General features: G+C 52.8%; 16 protein-coding genes. All 16 read right to left on the bottom strand.

Going from position 1 to position 17,348, the window contains the following annotated elements; genetic code table 11:
• Nucleotides 1–2: 2 nt before the first annotated feature.
• The 16 genes from wcaL to wcaA all read right to left on the bottom strand — a co-directional run bounded on the left by wcaL (nt 3) and on the right by wcaA (nt 17,278).
• Nucleotides 3–1,223, bottom strand: a complete 1,221-nt coding sequence (gene wcaL / locus SK38_RS02625) for a colanic acid biosynthesis glycosyltransferase WcaL (protein ID WP_048235041.1) — start codon at nt 1,221–1,223, stop codon at nt 3–5.
• Entirely contained in the window at nt 1,220–2,500 is a 1,281-nt protein-coding gene (gene wcaK, locus SK38_RS02620; protein WP_048235040.1) for a colanic acid biosynthesis pyruvyl transferase WcaK, read from the bottom strand. Before wcaK ends, wcaL begins: the two co-directional genes overlap by 4 nt.
• A 23-nt stretch (nt 2,501–2,523) precedes the next feature.
• Nucleotides 2,524–4,002, bottom strand: a complete 1,479-nt coding sequence (wzxC, locus tag SK38_RS02615) for a colanic acid undecaprenyl disphosphate flippase WzxC (protein WP_048235037.1) — start codon at nt 4,000–4,002, stop codon at nt 2,524–2,526.
• 1 nt (nt 4,003) lies between these two features.
• A complete protein-coding gene (gene wcaJ / locus SK38_RS02610; protein WP_048235036.1) occupies nt 4,004–5,398 on the bottom strand; it encodes an undecaprenyl-phosphate glucose phosphotransferase in 1,395 nt (464 codons plus the stop codon).
• A 54-nt stretch (nt 5,399–5,452) separates the two neighbouring features.
• Nucleotides 5,453–6,823, bottom strand: a complete 1,371-nt coding sequence (gene cpsG / locus SK38_RS02605; protein WP_048235033.1) for a colanic acid biosynthesis phosphomannomutase CpsG — start codon at nt 6,821–6,823, stop codon at nt 5,453–5,455.
• 135 nt (nt 6,824–6,958) lie between these two features.
• Nucleotides 6,959–8,395, bottom strand: a complete 1,437-nt coding sequence (cpsB, locus tag SK38_RS02600) for a mannose-1-phosphate guanyltransferase (protein WP_048236398.1) — start codon at nt 8,393–8,395, stop codon at nt 6,959–6,961.
• Nucleotides 8,395–9,621: a colanic acid biosynthesis fucosyltransferase WcaI gene (gene wcaI / locus SK38_RS02595; RefSeq protein WP_048235031.1), complete on the bottom strand. Its 1,227-nt coding sequence runs from the start codon at nt 9,619–9,621 to the stop codon at nt 8,395–8,397. The genes cpsB and wcaI overlap by 1 nt, the downstream gene beginning before the upstream one ends.
• Nucleotides 9,618–10,097, bottom strand: coding sequence for a GDP-mannose mannosyl hydrolase (locus SK38_RS02590; protein ID WP_048235028.1), 480 nt, complete (start codon nt 10,095–10,097; stop codon nt 9,618–9,620). The genes wcaI and SK38_RS02590 overlap by 4 nt, the downstream gene beginning before the upstream one ends.
• Before the next feature lie 2 nt (nt 10,098–10,099).
• Entirely contained in the window at nt 10,100–11,065 is a 966-nt protein-coding gene (fcl, locus tag SK38_RS02585; protein ID WP_048235026.1) for a GDP-L-fucose synthase, read from the bottom strand.
• Nucleotides 11,066–11,067: 2 nt separating this feature from the next.
• Nucleotides 11,068–12,189 carry a GDP-mannose 4,6-dehydratase gene (gene gmd / locus SK38_RS02580; protein ID WP_048235024.1) on the bottom strand — a complete coding sequence of 374 codons (1,122 nt, stop codon included), beginning with the start codon at nt 12,187–12,189 and terminating at the stop codon, nt 11,068–11,070.
• A 24-nt stretch (nt 12,190–12,213) separates the two neighbouring features.
• Nucleotides 12,214–12,768 carry a colanic acid biosynthesis acetyltransferase WcaF gene (gene wcaF, locus SK38_RS02575; protein ID WP_048235022.1) on the bottom strand — a complete coding sequence of 185 codons (555 nt, stop codon included), beginning with the start codon at nt 12,766–12,768 and terminating at the stop codon, nt 12,214–12,216.
• 9 nt (nt 12,769–12,777) lie between these two features.
• The gene (gene wcaE / locus SK38_RS02570; protein ID WP_048235020.1) at nt 12,778–13,524 is read right to left on the bottom strand and encodes a colanic acid biosynthesis glycosyltransferase WcaE; all 747 of its coding nucleotides are present in this window, start codon (nt 13,522–13,524) and stop codon (nt 12,778–12,780) included.
• A 5-nt stretch (nt 13,525–13,529) separates the two neighbouring features.
• Nucleotides 13,530–14,747, bottom strand: a complete 1,218-nt coding sequence (gene wcaD / locus SK38_RS02565; protein WP_020996654.1) for a colanic acid polymerase WcaD — start codon at nt 14,745–14,747, stop codon at nt 13,530–13,532.
• Nucleotides 14,722–15,939, bottom strand: a complete 1,218-nt coding sequence (gene wcaC / locus SK38_RS02560; RefSeq protein WP_048235018.1) for a colanic acid biosynthesis glycosyltransferase WcaC — start codon at nt 15,937–15,939, stop codon at nt 14,722–14,724. The genes wcaD and wcaC overlap by 26 nt, the downstream gene beginning before the upstream one ends.
• Entirely contained in the window at nt 15,936–16,424 is a 489-nt protein-coding gene (wcaB, locus tag SK38_RS02555; RefSeq protein ID WP_048236396.1) for a colanic acid biosynthesis acetyltransferase WcaB, read from the bottom strand. Before wcaB ends, wcaC begins: the two co-directional genes overlap by 4 nt.
• Before the next feature lie 11 nt (nt 16,425–16,435).
• Nucleotides 16,436–17,278, bottom strand: a complete 843-nt coding sequence (gene wcaA, locus SK38_RS02550) for a colanic acid biosynthesis glycosyltransferase WcaA (RefSeq protein WP_000206145.1) — start codon at nt 17,276–17,278, stop codon at nt 16,436–16,438.
• Nucleotides 17,279–17,348 lie beyond the last annotated feature (70 nt).

Here is a 17,348-nt window from a genome sequence, read left to right as displayed (position 1 = left end):
ATTTACATCGTTTGCAGCAGACTGGCTAACTGTTTATTGATCGCTAACTGATTAAATTCAGTTTCAATTTTTTCGCGCGCACACTGCACAATCGGCTGTACCTGCTCACTGTCGAGCAGGCTAAATGCCGCTAAACGCTCTGCCAGGGCCTGCGCATCGTTTTCCGGTGCCAGCCAGCCAGACTTGCCCGACTCGACCAGCTCAGGGATCCCACTGTGAACAGTTGAAATCACCGGAATACCTACCGCCATCGCCTCCATCAGCGCCACCGGGATCCCCTCCATATCGCCGTCTCTTCCGGTAATCGACGGCAGTAAAAATACATCCGCCTGCTCAAGCATCTCCTTCACCTGATGGCTGGGCTTAAAGCCGGGCATCTCAATCACGTCATCGAGTTGATATTGCTCGATCAGTGTGCGTAAACGACGCTCCCAAGGGCCGATACCCAGAATGCGATAACGAAATGAAACGCCCTGCTCTTTTAACTGACGACAGGCTTCGATGGCGACGTGCAGTCCTTTTTTCTCGGTTAACCGGGCGACAGAGATAATTTCCAGCGCTGCAGCTGGTGCTTTCAGTTGGCGAGGGGTAAAACGCGTCATGTCGATACCCATACGCGAAACCGCGATTTTATGCGGCGGGCATCCCATGTTTTTTAAACGTCCGGCCCAGAGATTGCTGATGGGTAACATCAAATCTCCACGTTGAAACAGCTGCTGATACTCAGGGGTATAGCGGGTAAGCACATCCCGATGCGAAACATCGACGCCGTGAAATACCGTGGCGATTTTTCCGCGGATCATCCCAAGCTCTCGCAGCTTGGCGGCCGTTACGCCTGCTGGCCCAAAATGAGCAATAAAGACATCCGCTTCAAACGCCCGCGGATTCCCACCGCAAATGGCCGCCAAAATCAGATTGCGCGCTTCCTCGCCATAGCGTGCAACATTAAGCGCTTTCCAGGTCGCTGCGCGGGTGAGACCGTGCAGAGCCGCCGCCGCCCTATATTTCAGCTTCGCCAGTTTGCTTTCCGGTTCATTCAGCAACCAGCGCGTTTTTTCACCCAGCCGGTAGGTATTAAATGAGGCATGCGTATTTTCAAGATCGCCCTTCTGCAAAGCGACAATCTCCACGTCGTAGCCCATATCGATAAATGCGGTTATCTGATTGAGTACAAAGGTCTCAGAAGAGAGAGGAAATTTAAGCAGGAAAAAGCCAATCTTCATTTTTCCCCCTCAATACGCGTTAAAACCGACTGCACCATGCGTACCCCGCGTTCGCGTTCGCGTGTCACAGCGTCCCCAAGTCGTATGTTCAGATCAGGTAACTGTCCGAGGGTATCGGCGACCTTTCCTTCCAGGCTGCCATCGAGCAGATGGCGAATATCGACAGCCATCTCCGGCAACCCCAACTGTTGCATGATCCCTGCCGATTTATGCTCGTAGTTAATGGCGATGGCTGGCGTCATAAAATTCATCGAGATAATGGCCGAGTGCAACCGAGTGCCCACCGTCAGATCGCATGCCCCCAGAATCTTCCCCATCTCCAGATCGTTAAGTTCATCCATCACCACGTGATATCGGGCCGGGTCGTTAACATACTGGCGCAGGTTTAACGCCACCATGCGGTCATCTTTGTTGTAACTATCAATACCGGTGCAGGTTGACAGTGCAATCACCTGGTAACCTTCATCGAGGATGCGGTTCACCACCCCAGCAAAGGCTTGCTCATAGGCCTGCTGCGTTGTCCCCAGACGCTTATCAAAAGGAGCCAACTCACGCAATGTAATGGCAACGGTCTTCTGTTTAGCCGCCATGTCTAACCAGTGCTGTACCGCATAACCTGGCTCAAAACCCTCATGATGATTGTCGACAAGCCAGGCCGTATCCACGCCTGTTTCGACTTTATCCGTGGTAATTGCGCTGCGTTTCATCAGATCCAGACTGACAGATTCACGTAAAATCAATGCATTACAGTGGCCAAACACGTAGTTCGCCAGTTGATTAAACTGCTCATCCTGGAATGGCCCCACGCTGTGACCAATCATGTACAACGGTTTTTTCGCCATAAACGAACACAACGCATGTTCAAACTGCGGCACACCATACAGATCGACAAAGAACGATCCACCGACCTGGATGATGGCGTCATAGCGCGACAACAAACGAACAAAATCGGTAAAGCCCTGGGCGATAGCGATATTGCGCAGATTACCGGAGTCGGTAACACGCGAGAGCAGTACCTGGTGCTGATAGCGACGACGCAGCACCTTCTTCACGCGCCCCATAACACCCGCTGCGTTGTTGTGTTGCTTCATCTGCGAATACAGCGGATCGCCCATAACCGGGCGGTTCAGCAACCACGAAGAGCTCACCGGGTAACGGCTCATAACATCCACTTCAGTCTCAGGACGCAACGCGTTAATGGCATCCAGCAAACCGCGCAGGATCGCGCTATCCCCTCGGTTCCCGCAGGTATGGTTGCCCAAAATTAATAGTTTCATTATGACCTCTTAAAGCGTTGTTCTTATCCTGCACGGAGCAAGGTTTTCATTTTTTCACTACGACAGAGCTGGCGTTTTATTTCCACCACCAGCGGATGACGCGACAGCACTATCATTAGCGCAAACGCCAGCGCCCCTGCCGCTATCTGGCTCCCCAACAACACGCCCAACGACAGTTGGCCATGCAGCATTACGCCCAGCGCATAGCTCACCACAAGGGTTGGCAAGGAGAGATACAACGGCAGCCAAAGACTGAGCATGTACTGGCGGTAGCTGGGGCCAAGAACAGGTTTAATCATCACGAAATAGCTGAGGACTGTGTTAATCACCTGGACCAGCAAAAAGCCCAGCGTCACGCCAATCGCCCCCGCCAGATGCCCACCGATGAAAATGGCCGGAATAAACAGAAAGGTTTTGAACACATTGAATTTGAAGCTGATATCAACCCGCGCTTTCGCCATCAAAAGCGATCCTATTGGATTCCCCACCGAGCGCAGCAGCCCAACAATGCACAGCAGTTGCAGGATGGGGATAATGCCATTCCACTTCTCACCGAATACCAGCGGTACCACGTTATTCGACACCACCATCAGTCCCAATAGCGCCGGGAAGTTGATAATCCCAACCACCGACAGCAGCTTGTAAAAATTCACCCGTAGCTTTTCGCTGTCGTCCTGGATTTTGGCAAACGCCGGAAACAGCACGCGGGTGATAATCGGGTTCAGTTTGATCGGGGGGACAACCGCCACATTCCAGGCGAGATTGAATCCGCCCGCCACGCCAGCTCCCAACGTGCGGGCTAAAACCAGCGTGGAAAGGTTGGTATTGATGTAATTGATGATGCTGTCTGCCGTCAACCACGCACCAAAACGCAGATTCGACGAAACGGATGCCAGCGAAAAATGCAGCCCCGGACGGTAAATCCGGCGACCAAAATAGCCGAACAGCAGCGTACGTAGCGTACTGTTCACCAGATACCCTAGAATGGCCGTCAGCGCGAGCGGCCAGAAATGGGCACTGACTACGGTGAAGGTAAAACCGGCCAGCACCGAACTGGTTTCAATCATGCCAATTTTGTTGAAGGCCAGCTCTTTTTGCATCAGCGCGCGAAACTGCTGTCCGTGCGGTATCACCACAAACGCCAGTGATAAAGTTTTGATGAGCGGTGCCAGTTCTGGGTTATTGAGCACATGGGCAATCGTCTCGCTCAGCAGAAACATCGCCACGCATACCACGATACCCAGCCCAACGTTGAGCCAGTACAGCGTGGTCAGTTCAAGATAGCCTATCTCTTTGCGCTGAATAATTGAGTTGGCGATACCAAAGTCAGACAGCGTATCGGCCAGCGCGATGATCACCAGCGCCACGGTTAACAACCCGAACTGGTGGTTATCAATAATCCGCGCCAGGACGGTCATCTGGATAAGCCCCAGACCAATGATGATCACCGTGGCAATCGCCGACCACTTTGCGCCGTTCAGCGTTTTTTCTCGTAAGCTCATGTTAATACGCCGCTTTGTTGACAAAGCCTTTGAATACCGTCAGAAAAACAATTTTGATATCAAACCACACGCTCCACTCGCGAATGTACTCGAGATCAAATTCCACACGTTTTTCCATTTTTTCCAGCGTATCGGTTTCACCGCGCCAGCCGTTGATTTGCGCCCAGCCGGTAATACCCGGTTTCACCTTATGGCGTAACATGTACCCTTCGATCAGCTGGCGGTACTGTTCGTTATGCGCCACCGCATGCGGGCGTGGCCCGACGATAGACATGCCCCCGGTCAGCACGTTAATAAACTGCGGCAGTTCATCGAGCGACGTTCGGCGCAGGAAATTCCCCACAGGGGTAACGCGCGGATCGTTTTGCGTCGCCTGCGTCACCACCGCGTCGTTTTCCATCACTTTCATCGAACGAAACTTCCAGACTTTGATCGGTTTGCCGTCCATGCCATAGCGGGTCTGGCGGAAAATCACCGGTCCTTTGGAGGTCAGTTTTACCAGTAGCGCTATGCCACACAGCACCGGGGAAATAAGCAGCAGGATCAGTGAAGCCAGCACGATATCTTCCGCGCGCTTTAACAGACGATTAATCCCCGAGAGCGGCGTGTCATACAGCGGCACCACCGGAATGCCGTTCATTTCTTCAATTCGTGAATGCAAAATGTTGAAGGTAAAGACATCAGGAATAAGGATCACTGAACAGGTTGTATCGGCCAGCTCGCGCACCAGTTTTTTGACGCTGGCGCCATCGCTCATCGACATGGCGATATAAACGTTATGAATACGTGAGGCTTTGGCGTCATCCACCAGCTGTTGCAGATTACCGGCCCAGTCGCGGGAGTTTTTTCCAGGGATAGGATCGTGATAGACACCTGCTACTTCAAATCCCAGCCACGGTTCATGGCGAAAGCTGTCCAATAGCATTTGTCCCGCGGGCAGGTCCCCTGCCACCGCCACCCGGCGAGTGTTATACCCGCGATTACGCAACCATCCCGCGCCGTAGCGAATAAACGAACGGCTCAACACCAGGCCAACACTGGATAGCAGATACCACGCCAGCCAGACGGCGAGACGGTTATCAAAATCGTTATTAAAGGCGATCAGACCTGAGCAAAAAATCAGACTCAGCGTCCAGTTTTGCAGCAACAGCACCAGCTCAGTGGAAATTTTGACACCGCGCCAGGAGCGATAAAAATCCGTTATGCCACCGAGCATCTGAAAAACGACCAGCGTGATCAGCGCCACCAGCAGGTGCATGTACAGGAAAGGCAAACCGCTTAATTCGCAGATTACCCACAACCCGCCAAACATGATGGTGATATCTGAAAAGCGTTGCACCATCGAAATTAACGACGCATTGGTTTTGGCGCGTTCGCGCTTTTTTAGATGTGTCATCGTGGTTCCTGTTAGTCACCCTTTGCCCAGAATCGGGCAAAGGAAGCACCAGCATTACTGATTCAGTAACGCCAGAAGAGTGCGCGTTCGCGCTTCCATCAACGGAATATCTCCGCGCGATTCCACGTTCAGGCGCACCACCGGTTCGGTATTGGAAGAGCGTAAATTGAAGCGCCAGTCGACAAACGACATGCTGATACCGTCCGTTCTGTCCACCGACAGCGCCTCACGAGAAAAATGCTGCTCCACGCGCGCAATCGCTGCCGTCGGCTCTGCCAGCGTACTGTTTATTTCACCACTCGCCGGGTAGGCCACCATCCGGTCACGGACCAGTTCGCCCAGCGACTGTCCTTTCAGACACAGCAGTTCCGCCACCAGCAGCCACGGGATCATTCCGCTGTCGCAATAGGCAAAATCGCGGAAATAGTGGTGCGCGCTCATTTCGCCACCATAAATGGCATCTTCATGGCGCATCCGCTCTTTGATAAACGCGTGCCCGGTTTTAGACATCACCGGTTTACCGCCTGCCGCCGTCACCACATCCACGGTGTTCCAGGACAGGCGTGGGTCGTGGATAATTTTCGCCCCCGGATTCTTCTCCAGAAACGCTTCCGCCAGCAGACCGACAATGTAGTAGCCCTCAATGAACTGACCTTTTTCATCGAACAGGAAGCAGCGGTCAAAATCACCGTCGAAGGCAATCCCCATATCCGCGCCGTGTTCAATCACCGCGTTACGCGTGTCTGCCCGACACTCCGGCAGCAGAGGGTTGGGAATACCGTTGGGGAAGTTGCCATCCGGCGTGTTGTGAATTTTGATGAACTCGACCGGCACGCCCAGCGCCTTAAAACGGGCTTCAATGGCGTCAACCACCGGGCCTGCCGCGCCGTTGCCGGAATTGAGCACCAGCTTCATCGGTTTCAGGTTGGCGGGATTGATGTAACCCAGCAGGTGATCAATGTAGGCATCGCGGGTAGTAATGCGCTGGTAGCGGCCACGTTTTGTCTCATCAACCATCGGGAAGTCATTGGCTTCCGCCAGGCGCTGCACGTCGCGCAGACCGGTATCTCCGCTGATGGGCCGTGCCCCTTCCCGCACCAGCTTCATGCCGTTGTAATCCATCGGATTATGGCTGGCGGTCACTTCAATACCGCCGTCAATGCCCAGGTGGAAGGTGGCAAAATAAATCTCTTCGGTGCCCGACATACCAATATCCAGCACATCCACGCCTGCATCCTGTAGTCCTTTCGCCAGCGCCAGCTTCAGCGTCTCACTGGTCAGGCGCACATCGCCGCCGAGGACAATCGTTTTAGGCTTCAGGAACTCGCCATAAGCGCGACCAATCCGCCAAGCGATATCTTCATTCAGCTCTTCGCCCAGCCTGCCGCGAATATCGTAGGCTTTGAAACAGGTTAATTTCGTCATGATTTACCCTTCTTCAGGCAACAGGAGGCCCTGACTCTTAATGAGCCTTTTAATGAGTGTTAAATGCATTTCCCGGCGCGCTTCGCTTATCGGGCCTACGGTGTTGTAGGCTGGATAAGCGCAGCGCATCCGGCATCAGGTACGCCCGTATCTGTCCGCAAACCGCACCACATCATCCTCATCGAGATAAGATCCGGAACGCACTTCAATCAGATCGAGCGGAATTTTCCCCGGGTTCTCCAGACAATGGGTCGCCCCCAGCGGAATATAGACAGACTCGTTTTCAGCGAGCAGTTTGATGTCATCATTGATTGTCACCTTCGCGGTACCAGCCACCACAACCCAGTGTTCAGCCCGGTGATGATGCATCTGCACGGACAATCCCTCACCGGGTTTAACGGTAATCCGCTTCACCTGGTAACGGTCTCCGGCATCAATAGAGTCGTACTTGCCCCATGGACGGTAAACTTCACGGTGAATATGGTGCTCATGACGTCCGTCAGCTTTAATTTGCTCCACCACTTTTTTGACGTCCTGCACCGCGTTGCGATCGGCGATCAGCACCGCATCTTTGGTCTGCACCACCACCAGATCCTTCACCCCGACGGTCGTCACCAGGCCAGACTCGGCATACACGTAGCTATTTTCCGTTTTATGGCTAATGACGTCACCATGATGCACATTACCTTCAGCGGTATGGGCGCTGATTTCCCACAGCGATGACCAGGAGCCAACATCGCTCCAGCCTGCGTTCATGGGCATCACCACCGCATCGGCCGTACGTTCCATTACCGCATAGTCCACAGACTCTTCCGGGCAGGCGAGAAACGCCTGTTCATCAACGCGGATAAAATCGAGATCGGGATCAACCGTACTCATGGCGTTTTCGCAGGCCTCAAGAATGTCGGAGCGATATTTTTTCAGTTCTTCCAGATAGCGCCCGGCCCGGAACAGAAACATGCCGCTGTTCCAGTAGTAGTCGCCGCTCGCCACGTAAGCCTGCGCGGTTTCCAGATTGGGCTTTTCAACAAACTGCGCCACCTCAAAAGCCACGGCGTCGGTATTGGTCGGCGAAACCTCGCCGCGACGTATATAGCCGTAGCCGGTCTCCGGCTGGTCCGGCACGATACCAAACGTCACCAGCTTACCCGCGCTGGCATACGGCATTGCATTGTGAACCGCCTCGCGAAATGCCTCTTCATCGGCAATCATGTGATCGGCCGCCAATACCAACAGCAGCGGATCTTCCCCCGGACTTTGACGTTTTGCCGCCAGCGCGGCCAGCGCTATCGCCGGTGCAGTATTGCGCCCGGCGGGTTCGAGAATAATATTCTCAGTCAGCTTGTGCAGTTGTCGTAGCTGTTCCGCCACGATGAAACGGTGTTGTTCATTACAGATAACCACCGGACTTTCGCACTCCACGCCGTTCAGACGACAAATCGTTGTCTGCAGCATAGTGAGATCGCCTTTCAGGCACAGGAACTGCTTTGGATACAACACGCGGGACAGAGGCCATAAACGGCTACCCGAGCCACCGGCCATTACCACCGGAAAGAGTTTGCTTTGACTCATCATGTACCCCGAATATCTGCAATAAATTGGCTCAGCACGTTTTCTTTATCCAGCGTGCGTTCGGCATAATCACGTGCCACCGTGTTCACTTTTGGCATCATCAGCGTCTGTTGAATGCCACTAACCAGCGCGTTTACCGACTCTGGTTCCACGCACACCGCAATACCCGGATGCGTGTCACACAGCTGACCCAACTCGGTTTCAGGCTCGGCGGTAATAACCGCATTACCACCAACGGCGAGGATATTGGTCAGTTTGGAGGGCAGTACGGCATCCGCCGCACCGCGTTTTTGTACCACCAGATGACAGTCCGCCATCTTGAGCAACGCCGGCAGGGCGTCATAAGATTGCAGCGGAAAGAACATCACATTGTTCAGGCCGCGTTCGCTGGCCATACTCTCCAGCCGCGCTTTACCCCCGCCCTGCCCGACAATCACAAACAGCCAGGGCCGCTCGCTCAACAGGTCCGCTGCGTCGATCACACTCTCCAGCCCTTGCTTTTCACCAATATTGCCAGAGTAGAGAATGATCTTTTTACCATCAGGCAAGCCCAGCTGCTGGCGCAACGCCAGAGCCTCGGCGGCGTTCACGTCGCGAAAACGCGCTACTTCTGACCAGTTCGGAAAGAAAATGACCTTCTGTGCATCAACGCCCTTTTCCTGTGCTTTATTCATCATTGAGCGAGAAATGGTCGAAATATGATCCATATTCAACAGCCCACTGAGCTCAAAGGCGCTGGCCAGTTTTGCCACCGCGCCACGCTTGCCTTTTCCCGCCATGCCAAGCCCCAGCATGGCATCGACTTCGTAATCCTGAATATGCAGCAGCGTGCGCGCCCCGGACAGCTTCGCCAGCAGGCGCATTCCCGGCGTACAAAACAGCGTCGGCACTACCCCAATGATGCGATCCGGCTTCCAGCGGCGCTGCGCCAGCAGCGGGAAGAAACTGCTCAGGGCGAAACTGCCTAAATGCAGCAAGCGCTTGAGCGTAGAGGGCTGTTCAGGCACATACAGCGGGCAACGCCAGACGATGGCATCGCCTTCTTCACGACGATAGCGCCAGGATGAATAGCGACCGTTGACCTTCCACTGCGGATAATAAGGCGGCGCGGTGATCACCCGTACGTCATGCCCCTGTTGCGCCATCCACTCCACCATTTCACCGGTGTATTTACCGATACCGGTCAACTCCGGCGAATAGTTGATGCCATACACAAGGATCTTCATAGCCCGGGTACTCCGGCCTGACTCTTCTCACAGAAGTAAGCCCGGCTGTTGTCGTGCACGTGGTCACTGGCCAGAATCTCTTCAATTGCCAGCCAGCGGTACGCGTCATGTTGAACGTCAGGCAGTTGCAGGTCGTTTTCCGACACCCGCAGACGAAATCCCAGCACGATGTAATGCGTTGAGAAATCTTCCCCGGAAAAGTTGTCGTCATAGAAGTGCTGCCAGACCCCGTAAAACTCTGCAGCGGACAGCGGTAAACGTAACCCCAGCTCAGCTTCAGTAAGCCGCTCAAAAGCCGCGCACAGCGGTTCATCTTTTTGCACCCGACCGCCGGGCACGAACCAGTACCCCTGCGCCGGACGGTTGAGGCGCTTGCCAAGCAGAAATTCGCCCTGGGCGTTTTCCACGATCAAATCGATGGAAATCAGCGGAGTTGAACGTACAACAGTGGCAAAATCCTCATGACGTAAAAACATGCTTACCCCCGGTAACGCTGCTGGTTTTCAAGGAACCACTGATATGTACTGGCAAGCCCCGCTTCCAGAGATATCTCGTGATACCAGCCCAACTGATGCAGACGCGTAACATCGAGCAATTTGCGCGGCGTGCCGTCCGGTTTGCTGGCGTCAAACACCACGCGCCCCTTGTAACCCACAACCTGTGCGATGGTCTGGGCCAGTTCACGGATGGTGCAGTCCACACCGGTGCCCACGTTGATATGCGACAGCATTGGTTGGGTATATTCCTGCAACACTTCCTGAGCCAGCTCCATCACGTGGATACTGGCCGCCGCCATATCGTCGACATGCAGAAATTCACGCATTGGCGCCCCACTTCCCCACACCACCACATCCGGCGTATTTTGCTCGCGAGCCTCATGAAAGCGACGCAGCAGCGCCGGGATCACATGCGAATTACTCGGATGAAAGTTGTCATGCGGTCCGTACAGATTGGTCGGCATCACCGAGCGATAATCACGGCCATACTGTCGGTTATACGATTCACATAGCTTGATACCGGCAATTTTGGCTATCGCATACGGCTCATTGGTCGGTTCAAGTGTCCCCTGCAACAGTTCACTTTCGGCGATTGGCTGGGTAGCTTGCTTGGGATAAATACAGGATGACCCGAGGAACAACAGTTTATTCACGTTATGCAGATGCGCTGCATGAATAATGTTGCTCTCAATCATCATATTTTCATAAATAAAATCAGCAGGATAAGTATTGTTCGCCACAATCCCCCCCACTTTTGCCGCCGCCAGATAAACCTGGTCAATACGTTCAGCGGCAAAGAACGCCTGCACCGCACCGGCGTCCAGCAGATTAAGCTGGTCGCGAGTACGCAGCACCAGTTCTACGTTATCTCGCTGCGCCAGTTGTCTGACGATGGCGGCCCCCACCATCCCGCGATGGCCCGCCACAAAAATACGTTGTGTCTTCATCCTCAGTACTCCAGCGCGATAGCGACCTCGTAACCGTGCGACTTGAGCAGGGAATGTTTCTTCGCCGCATCAAGATCGTTGGCAACCATTTCCGAGATCATCTGGCGCAGCGTGATTTCCGGTTTCCAGCCCAGTTTTTCATGTGCTTTGGCCGGATCGCCCAGCAGCGTTTCCACCTCAGCCGGACGGAAGTAGCGCGGGTCAACGGCAATCATGACATCCCCGGGTTTCACCCCCGGCGCATCGTGTCCGGTCACAGAAACCACGATGCCTTTCTCATTCACGCCCTCGCCTTCAAAGCGCAATTTAATCCCCAACTGAGCGGCCGCCATTTCCACGAACTGGCGCACGGAATACTGCACGCCGGTGGCAATCACGAAATCTTCCGGCTTATCCTGCTGCAGCATCATCCACTGCATCCTGACGTAATCTTTGGCATGCCCCCAGTCGCGCAGTGAATCCATGTTGCCCAGGTACAGGCAAGACTCCAGCCCCTGAGCGATGTTGGCGATCGCCCGGGTAATTTTGCGAGTGACAAAGGTTTCGCCGCGGCGCGGAGATTCGTGGTTGAACAGAATGCCGTTACAGGCATACATCCCGTAAGACTCGCGGTAGTTGACGGTGATCCAGTAGGCGTACAGCTTGGCAACGGCATACGGTGAACGCGGATAGAACGGCGTGCTCTCTTTCTGTGGGATTTCCTGTACCAGACCGTACAGCTCAGAGGTGGACGCCTGATAAAAACGGGTCTTTTTCTCCAGACCAAGGAAGCGGATCGCCTCCAGCAAACGCAAGGTGCCGATCGCATCAACGTCTGCGGTGTATTCCGGTGAGTCAAACGACACCGCGACGTGACTCATGGCACCCAGGTTATAGACCTCATCCGGTTGGACCTCTTTTAAAATACGGGTCAGGTTGGATGAATCCGTCAAATCACCATAGTGCAGATGAAATTTGGGATTGCCTGAATGCGGATCCTGGTAGATGTGGTCCACACGTTCGGTGTTGAATGATGAAGCGCGACGCTTAATACCGTGTACTTCGTACCCTTTTTCCAGCAGGAGTTCTGCCAGGTAAGAACCATCCTGCCCGGTTACGCCAGTAATGAGAGCGACTTTTGACATGTTATAACCTCTTCAGTGATCCCCTCAGGGAGTAACTTTCTCGACGCGTTCGCGCGTGACTACTGCGGGATTTCCCCGACAAATGACATTTGCTGGCAGCGATTTAAATACGCTGCTTCGTGCTCCAACGACGGTGCCATCGCCAATCGTCACGCCAGGCGCGACAAAGACATCTGTCGCGAGCCAGCATTTAGCGCCAACCACAATCGGCGTGGCGTTAATATCAAAATGTTGACTGGCATAATCATGACTCCCGGTGCATAAATAACTTTTTTGCGAAATAACTGCATGGGCGCCAATCGTAATATCACCTAACGTATATAAAACCGCGTCGTCACCCACCCAGGCATAATCTCCCAGGGTTAATTTCCACGGATAAGTAATTTTTACTGAAGGCCGAATGACTACGTTTTTTCCTATTTTTGCACCAAACATTCGTAATAAAAACGCACGCCAGCGATACATGACCTGCGGTGACCAGCGAAATAATGTTGCTTGCACCGCCCACCATAATTGCACTTTAATAGCACCACCACCGCGAAAACCTCCAGGCACTTTAAATCCGCTTAAGTCCTGCATAATATGCCCTTACGTTTTCCCATATAAGGTTTTTGTTTTAGCGGTTGTGCGCAGACGTAAATACTCTGACAAACCGGTCCAAAAACCTGGCATGTGTAATATCTGGCGCTGTACTTTTTTGGCATCCCGACACAATTCCAGATTATTCGTCGTTGACACTCCGCCCATAGAAAACTCCGATACCAACCCGTTCAACTTTTTAAAAGCGTAACCGGACTTGTATAATTGGGCTGCCAACGCGTAATCAGACGATATTTTATATTGCAAATCATAATGCCAGACATTCAGTCCTGAGAGCGGAAAGAATATCGCCTGATGACTGGCGGGCAGGCTGTGATAAATATACCAACCCGGTTTTGCCCGGCGCTTAATTTTGTTGCCATTGCCGAAATCCAGCAACGCATCGCCAATGACCATGGTTTGGTCGCTCTGCATTTTTAGCTGGCGGATAAAATGTGCCGCGTCCGCATGCAAAATATCCCCGGAGTTGAGGAACAGCGCGAACCGTCCGCGCGCCATCGCGATGCCTTTGTTCATCGCATCATAGATGCCGTTATCCGGCTCGCTGACAAACCGTAACCGGTGTTCCCCACTAAGCCCTTCAAGAAACGCCGACGTACCATCCGAGGAGCCGCCATCAACAACAATCCACTCAAAACTGATATCACCCGCTTGCGCCAGATGTGCCAGCGATGCGTGAGTTTTGACGATCCCTTCCAGATTGCGAAAGGCGACGGTAATGATACTGAGCAGCATGTGAGTTACCTCGCGATATTCAGCGCCTTGCGCAATATAAACGGACACACAATTAAAAATGCGTATTCCGGACTAAATACTGAACCTGTAAAAAACAGTGACAACGGTGTAAAAAGATAAAGCTGCACCCGATAATTCTGATTATCGCCAAACGCATTGATCATCATTTTCATGACCTTCCCCATGTACCACAGGGCTAATATCACCGCGAACCATGAAAAATAAATAATCAGCAGATACAAACCATTGTCTATTGTTTTACCGACATCTGCACCGTTAAAAATTCCGAATGACGCAACGTATTCATAAAGTGAGCCAAATCTCACTACGCCATCAACATTCAGTAATGAATAACCGACCATCACCAATGGTCCTACGATACGATAATACGATGACGAACCTTCAGTTCCTAAATCACCAAGCCGCGTTGCGATGTACGGAAAAGCAAATATCACCCCAACTAAAAACACGCTTAATGAGATTATCGCCAGCGGTAGCTTCTTTTTTATCGCATCCTTATTCAGGTACTGGAACGCCCACTCCAGGAGATAAAACAAAATAAACGTCATCACCCCTGAAAACGATCCTGATAATATTATCCCTGCCAGAATCATAGCATCGGACTTAGGTGTTTTGATACCAAACTGTTTGATGCTGAGCCAAATTGAGATTAACGCCAGAGCGAAGAATGCCGGTTCGAAATAGAGCGCAGTGGTACGTTTCCCACCAAACTTAATAAAGTTCAGAACATAGCTGTTACTGTAAATAAGATATTTCGAAATAACTTCCATTAAACTGCTGCCGCCGCTGAGAATTATCTGTGCCATTTCAACCGCAGCTAACCCCACCACCAGCCCCACCACCAGCCAGAAAAAACGCAAAATCTTAATGTAGTTATGCGGTGAAATGGTTTTGAAGCGAATACTCCACACCATGCCAATAATCACCACGGTATAAACAAACAGCATCGCTGACGTTACGTACTTACTGGCATCCAGTGATTGACCGAACAGGTAGTTAAACGCCGTCAGCCCGCCCCCCACCCCCAGCGCAATCATTAATTTTTTGATATTGATGCGCTCGACAAACAGCAACAGCAGAACGGGCAAGAAGGTGACGATAGTTATCGGGAAGCTCTCGCCAAGCTGGGCAAGTTTGACGTTAACCAGCAGATAAAGCAGCGGTAGCACCAGATAGCTACAGATTCTGATAGAACGAGACATATTCCTCCAGCATCTGTTGCCCACTGTATGCCACCCGACTGCGCTGACTGAACGCGGTAAGGGACGTGTCAAATACCGCCTGCGCAATGTCTGATTTTTTCAGCTGCACCAGATGCAATACGTCCGCTTCGCTGAACGTTTTGCCGCCTGATTTAGCCAGCACTTCCTGCGCGGCATCGCTGTGCGTGGCAATTACCGGTACGCCGATGGAAAGCGCTTCGCACAGAATCAGCGGGTAGTTATCGACACGGGAGCTGAACACCAGTCCATCCATCTGGTTAAGCGCACTCATCAACGTGCGCTTATCGCTCTCAAAACCGTGGTTGATGACGTTATCTCCCGCAAATGGCGAAAATTTGCCGAAGGTATGCAGCTCAATTTTGTCCCCAAGCGCGCTAATCGCTCGCACCAGTTGTTGACTGGTTTTGCCGTCATAGCGCAGGTCATGAGCCACCACGGCAATTTTCGGCCGACCGCTCTCCGCAGGCATCGCGGGTAGTTCGGCAAGAATGGCTTCGGTTGCCACATCAATGCCATTATTGATAACGCGGCAGCATCCCACGCCATACAGGCTGTTGAATGCGTCGGCCACATGTTGACTGGGCGAGATAAACTGGCAGCCCAGCGCCAGCATGGCACGGAACATCTGCCGCTTACCGGGCAACTGCTGATGGGCTTTATCGACTTTTACCGGCGGATAGTTGCTGAGCGTTGGGCATTTCTGACAGCCCGTTCTCCAGCCTTCGCAGCCATCGGTAAAGGCACAGCGCCCGGTCACGCTCCAGTGATCGTGCAGGGTCCAGACGAAGGTGATATCCGGTTTATGCGCCTTCACTTTTTGACAAAAGGCCACCACCTCTTCCAGGTTCAACCAGTAGCTGTGCAACACATGAAAATGCAGTACCAGTGGGCCGCTGGTGCGGGTAACTTCACGGTATAACTTGTTGAGATTGCCAAACATGTCGCGGTTCGCGAAACGAAACAGCGCAATGTTCGCCGCCGACGTCAGGCGCGGCGTATATTTGATAACCTGCGGGTAATTCGCATGACTGGCGCTTTTTTTACCACCTTTGCCATAGCCATAGACAAATCGCGACGACAACCCTTTCTCCAGCGCGCGAAGATGCAAATCTAACGCCACGCCTGCCGCCCCACCTTCTGCGAGTCGCACATTAAACTGTAATATCTTCATTTTATTACCTTCACCCGTGCCTTCTCGCCCACCACCAGCGTATTCTCCGGAACGCTATCCACCACAACGCTCCCGGCGCCAATCGTCACGTTATCGCCAATAGCAACGTCGCCGAGCAGAGTGACATTGGCCCCCAACTCAACGCCGTTACCGATGACCGGACAAGATGGATCGTTGGCACCAAGATTGCCGATAGTGACGCCGTGGCGTAGGGTAAAATCGTCCCCTGCCACCACGTGTTTATTGATCACTACGCCATAGCCATGATGGATGGTGAAACGGCGGCCGATAGATGCTGCGGCCTGAATTTCATAGCCAAACAGGCATTCAGTGATAAGGCGATACATCACCAGCACCGGGGCAGCCCACAGGTTGTTTATGATGTTTTTTTTACGCCAGACGGAGCAAAAATGGGCAATCCGATAGGCCGCCACCATGCAGCAGGGGCGCAGACTCCAGCCGTTCGCGCGTAAATCTTCCAGCATAATTAGCATAATTAGCGTCCTCGCAGTCCGTCGGCCAGACGCTTACTGTTACGAACAGAAAGCAGCGTCAGCAGCGTGCGCCAGTTCATCCGTTTGTTGCGGATCTGATAGAGGGTAAACAGCTGATATTTCTTGCTGGCCCGGTCAAATTTGCCTTTGTGCTTGCGGTAAAACTGAAAGTAACCGGAGAATTTATTCGGCGATGAGGTAATACGCATCTCGCCGTGATTCACATGCAGGATCTGCGTCGCCTCTTTGACCTTCCACGGTTTGCCATACGCCACCACCATGCGCAGGAAGATGTCGTAATCCTGCGCCGCTTTCAGCGTGGTATCGAACAGGCATGCTTTAAACCGCCATGCCCAGGTAAATACCTGATTACCAATGATGTTGCGTTTATAAAACCTGCGGCGTGAATATACGGACTTCGGATAGAGCGGCAGACTGGTCGGCTGCGAATACACTTCGCCCTCACAGACATAGTCATTGGCATACAGAAACGCCCGTGTGACCAGTTGATGCCGGTACTGCAGGAACACGCTCAGGCGGTTCGGCGTCCATTCATCATCATCATCAATCCCCGTAATGTATTGCCCGTTGGCCTGCATAATGGCCTGATTACGCACCGCGCAGGCCCCGGAGTTGGTGGAATTATGCGTATACGACACGCGCGGATCGTTGAGTTCCTCAACAAACTGCTGCAACTGCTCATATGAGGAAGAGCAATCATCCACAATGATCATCTCCCAGTGAGGATAGTCCTGGCGCAACACCGATTTAATCGCCCGAATGGCCAGCTGCTGGCGGTTCCAGGTTGGCATATAAATTGAAATTAGCGGGTTTTCTGTCGTCATTTTCGTTTCCGGATAGATACGCTTTTGTAGGCCGGATAAGGCGTTTTCGCCGCATCCGGCAGGGTTGGTG

This window comes from Citrobacter sp. MGH110 (assembly GCF_001037515.1).
Lineage (GTDB): Bacteria > Pseudomonadota > Gammaproteobacteria > Enterobacterales > Enterobacteriaceae > Citrobacter > Citrobacter portucalensis.
Note: the sequence above shows the minus strand (reverse complement) of the source record. Positions and strands in the feature narration are given on the sequence as shown.